This window comes from Actinocorallia lasiicapitis, assembly GCF_054778695.1.
Genome location: NZ_BAAGZI010000450.1, coordinates 1 through 4,430, shown reverse-complemented (window position 1 = coordinate 4,430; position 4,430 = coordinate 1). Strand labels below are relative to the sequence as shown.

At 67.4% G+C, this 4,430-nt stretch carries 5 protein-coding genes and 1 pseudogene; all 6 read left to right on the top strand.

Going from position 1 to position 4,430, the window contains the following annotated elements; all coding sequences use genetic code 11:
* Positions 1-238: pseudogene (locus ACYVE7_RS29935) on the top strand (SAM-dependent methyltransferase); the annotation flags it as partial.
* A 141-nt stretch (positions 239-379) separates the two neighbouring features.
* Positions 380-712, top strand: a complete 333-nt coding sequence (locus ACYVE7_RS29930) for a THUMP-like domain-containing protein (RefSeq protein ID WP_460369381.1) — start codon at positions 380-382, stop codon at positions 710-712.
* A gap of 93 nt (positions 713-805) precedes the next feature.
* Positions 806-1,075, top strand: a complete 270-nt coding sequence (locus ACYVE7_RS29925; protein ID WP_460369379.1) for a TFIIB-type zinc ribbon-containing protein — start codon at positions 806-808, stop codon at positions 1,073-1,075.
* Positions 1,076-1,275: 200 nt separating this feature from the next.
* Positions 1,276-2,655 (top strand): apolipoprotein A1/A4/E domain-containing protein, encoded by a 1,380-nt coding sequence (locus tag ACYVE7_RS29920; protein WP_460369377.1) that lies wholly within the window; start codon positions 1,276-1,278, stop codon positions 2,653-2,655.
* Between the two features lie 128 nt (positions 2,656-2,783).
* Entirely contained in the window at positions 2,784-3,725 is a 942-nt protein-coding gene (locus tag ACYVE7_RS29915; protein WP_460369375.1) for a phosphotransferase family protein, read from the top strand.
* A gap of 22 nt (positions 3,726-3,747) precedes the next feature.
* Positions 3,748-4,338 (top strand): DinB family protein, encoded by a 591-nt coding sequence (locus tag ACYVE7_RS29910; RefSeq protein WP_460369374.1) that lies wholly within the window; start codon positions 3,748-3,750, stop codon positions 4,336-4,338.
* Positions 4,339-4,430: the final 92 nt, after the last annotated feature.

Below are 4,430 nucleotides of genomic sequence, written 5' to 3'. Positions count from 1 at the left end.
CCAGGACCCCGCCGGCTACGCCTCGGTCTTCGCCGACCCCGGCCGGCGCACCGCCCGCGGCCGGGTCTTCGACCCCAAGTCCTACGAACCGCCCCTCGACTCGCTGCTCGCGCTGGCCACGCGCGCCCCCCGCGCCTGCGTCAAGGTCGCCCCCGGCCTCCCCTACGAGGCGATCCCCGACGGCGCCTCCACCGAGTGGATCTCCGACCACGGCGAGGTCAAGGAGGCCGCGCTCTAGCTCGGCACCCTCGCCGACGGCGACCGGCGGCGCGCCACCCTCATCCGCGACGGCCGGATCAGCACCCTCGTCCCCGACCCGTCCCTCGGCGACCCGCCGGTGACCCCGTGGGCCCGCTACCTCTACGAGCCGGACGGCGCCGTGATCCGCGCCCATCTGGTCGCCGAGGCGGCCGCCCTCGTGGACGGCGCGCTCGCCGACCCCCGGATCGCCTACATCACCTCCGACCGGCTGGCCGACACCCCGTTCACCGCCGCTTATGAGATAAAAACGGTGATCCCTTTCTCGGTGAAACGGCTGAAAGTGCTTCTCAGAGAGGCGGATATCGGAACGCTCACCCTGAAAAAGCGAGGCTTCGCCGCCGATCTGGACCGGCTGCACAAGGACCTCAAACCGTCCGGTTCCCTTACCGGCACGGTCGTTCTGACCCGGACGGGCGATTCTCCGGTTGCTCTTCTCTGCGGCAAGATCTGATGGCGGTCGGTCAACGATCCGCTAAAAGATGCCGCCATTCCGGCATTGGTGTCACTAGTCTGGGTGAAAGAGGAGCCTGACAGGGGGTCGGCGATGACAGAGACGATCTTGTTCTGTCCGAAATGCCGTGCTGAAATGACGAGCCACCGGCTCGGCGAAATAACGATCTTTCAGTGCGACTTCTGCCGCGGGGTCTTCGTCAGTGAACCTGGCCTCTTCCAGCTCATCGACGGCACCCGGCACGAGCCGCACCAGCATCCGGCAAACCCGCAGCCCCAAGGCGCGGCGCGCGGTCCGTACGCGGGACGGCACCGCCAGAACACGACGGACATCCCCCGCAACAACCCACCCATGCCACGTTAACTGATATTCGCCGGAAGTCCCCGCATTCCATTCTCCGCCTTATCGCGTTCGCGATCAAGCACTAATGTGTGAGCTTCAATCAATGCCGCGATCCCTTCGGTTAATTAGAGGCAGGCAGGATCGCCGGCACACGACAGGAGCATCGGGTGGAAACGAATCACAACTTCCTGCAGACTGGGGGTCAACCGGTCTCGGACCGGATGCGGGAGTTGCTCGCCCGTGCGGCGCAGGACCATGTGTACGAATCCCGTTCACAGGGTCAGGTCCTGGACGAGATCCGTCAGCGGCTCGAAGGCATGGAGTGGCTGCTGCGGGAGGTCCGCGAGCGCGAGCTCACGGGACTGACGGGCCAGCTGGACACCGTACGGGGACAGATGGACGAGCTCACCGGCAAACCGCCGGAATGGGCCGAAGGTCTGGCCGAGCACATCGAGGCCGTGGGTGAGCGGGTCAAGCCGGTCAGCGAGCTGCCCGCGCTCTGGGCGGACGTCGGCGTCGTCGCCGAGAACGTCGACGAGAGCCTCAACCGGCTGCAGAGCGTCCTCGACTCCGCGCAGAGCATCGCGGACGCCACCGCCGCCGCGTCCCAGCGGATGGAGGACATGGCCAAGCGGCTCGACAAGCTGCAGGGCAGCATGGAGGCCGCGTCGGTCCGCTTCAACCGGCTCGACAAATCCCTCGCCGAGCTCGGGCACCGGTCGGAGAAGCTGGAACACACCCTGGGCGACGTCACCAAACGCGTCGACCAGTCGCTGGGCGAGATGGCCGAGAAGTTCGACCAGTCGCTCGAGGCGATGGGCGGCAAGGTCGAAGCGGTCGGCGGACGCCTCGAAGGCCTGGACGGACGGGTCGAAGGCCTGTCCAGCAAGATCGACGGTTTTGACAGCCGCTTCGACGCGCTGGGCGAGCGGATCACCCAGCTCCCCGCCGCCCTGGAGATCAACGAACTGCACCGGCGGCTGGCGGAGCTCGCTGCCCGCCCGGTGGTCGACTACAGCGACCGGTTCGACGAGCTGGAGCGCCAGGTCAGCACCGTCACCGACCCGCTCATCGTGGAGCTGCGCACCCGTCCCGACCGGGGCGAGGTCGAGGACACCGTCGCCAAGATCGTCGAATCGGCGCACGGCGACCTGGCCAAGCGCGTCCAGAACATCCACGAGGAGGTCACCAAGCAGGTCGGTGCCGTCCACGAGGACATGAGCAAGCGGTTCGACGGCAACACCGACGACGTCGCCCGCAAGTTCGAGCACGTCCGCGAGGACCTCGGCAAGAAGTTCGACGTCATCCACGACGACGTCGCCAAGCGGGTGGAGAGCGTGTTCGAGGAGGTCGTCAAGCGCACCGACTCCGTCCACGACGAGGTCACCAAGCGCACGGACGCCGTCCACGAGGAGGTCGCCAAGCGCTCCGACCTGGTGCAGAGCGAGCTCGGCCGGCGGGTCGAGGGCGTCCAGGAAGAGGTGGGTAAAAAGGTGACCGCGGTCCACGAGGACGTGCTGAAGCGGCTCGCCACCCTCGAAGAGACCATGCTCGCGCTCGCCGAGGCGCTGCTGCGCCCGCGCCGCGAGGGCAAGGAATAGCGACAGTCACCCCGTGGCCTTACGGAGGGCTCCCGGCGAGTCTCTCCGTAAGGCCACGTGTGTGATCAGTCACGTGTTACGTTCTGTCTTCGTAAAATCACTCCTCATCCCCTTCGGAATCCGTTTACATGGACCTCGTGACCACCGCAAAAGCACCCGAGGCCGCGGCCAGGGCCCTACCGATCGGCAACCCGCCGGACGAGGGCACCCTGCGCTGGGTCCAGGAGTGCCTGGGCGCTGGCAGCAAGGTCAAGATGATCCGGCCGCTGACCGGTGGAACGGACCACACCAACCACGCCCTCGTCGTCGAGACCCGGTCGGGCACCCCGCACCGGTTCGTGCTCCGACGGTGGACTTCGTGGGATCCGGAGTTCCCGCCCGAACGTGAGATCGCCGCGCTCGCCCTGCTGGCGGGCTGTGAGATCCCCACCCCGCAGCTCATGGCCGCGGACCCATCCGGCGCCCGCTGCGACGCCCCCGCCCTGCTGATCACCCGGCTGCCCGGCCACCCGCCGCGGCCCGCCCCCGACGACCTGTCGGAGTACCTGATCCAGCTCGCCGCGGCCCTGCTGTCCATCCACGAGGTGGGCGGAGCCTCCACGATGCCCCCGTACACGCCCTACAACCGGCTGGACGTGCGGCAACCGCCCCGCCAAGCCCAGAACCCCGGCCTGTGGGAGAAGGCGTTCGACGTCGTCTCCGGGCCGCAGCCGGAGTTCCTGCCGCGGTTCATCCACCGCGACTACCACCCCGACAACACCCTGTGGGCGTACGGACGGCTCCAAGGCGTCATCGACTGGGACAAAGCGTCCTACGGGCCGATCGGCATCGACATCGCGCACATGCGCTGGAACCTGCTGCTCCGCTACGGCCTGGAGGCCGCCGACCGCTTCGCGTCCGCGTTCGAGCAGGTCCGCGGCGCCTACGAGCACAACCCGTACTGGGACGTCCGCTGCGTCGTCGACCTCCTCCCCGAGGAGGACGACCACTTCCTCGACGAACGCCGCACCGCCCTCCTCGAGGACTACCTCCGCGAACTCCTCGCCCGCATGGGCGTCCTCCGCCACTGATCTTGTTGGCAGAATGCCCGGTATGACCGACTCCAAGTCGATGCTGCTCGACTATCTGAGAATGTCCCATGACGCCCTCACCTCGAAGCTCGAAGGGCTCTCCGAATACGACGTGCGGCGGCCCCACACGCCCACCGGGACCAATCTGCTCGGTCTGGTCAAACACTGCGCCGGAGTGGAATCCGGCTACTTCGGCGTCACCTTCGGCAGGCCCGTGAGCTGGGGTCCCGGCTGGCTGAACGGAGACCTCGGCGACGACGACCCCCAGATCGACCTGTGGGTGCCGGCCGACGAAACCCGCGCCCACGTCCTCGACCTGTACCGGCGCTCCTGGGAGCTGACCGAGAACACCATCACCGAGCTCGACCTGGACTCATTGGGGGTCGTCCCGTGGTGGCCGGCCGACCGGGCCGCGGTCACCCTCCACAAGGTCGTCCTGCATGTCGTCAGCGACCTCGCCCGGCACGCCGGGCACGCCGACATCATCCGAGAATCCATCGACGGCGTCGCCGGACTGCGAGCACCGGGCAACAACCTTCCCCACCAGGACGCCGACCGGTGGCGCGAGTACCGAGCGAAGGTCGAACAGGCCGCACGCGACGCCAAGGAGTAGAAAGACACCAGGCGTAGAAATGCGAAAGGCCCGAACCATAAGGTTCGGGCCTTTCAACCAATAATTGCGGCGGTGTCCTACTCTCCCACACA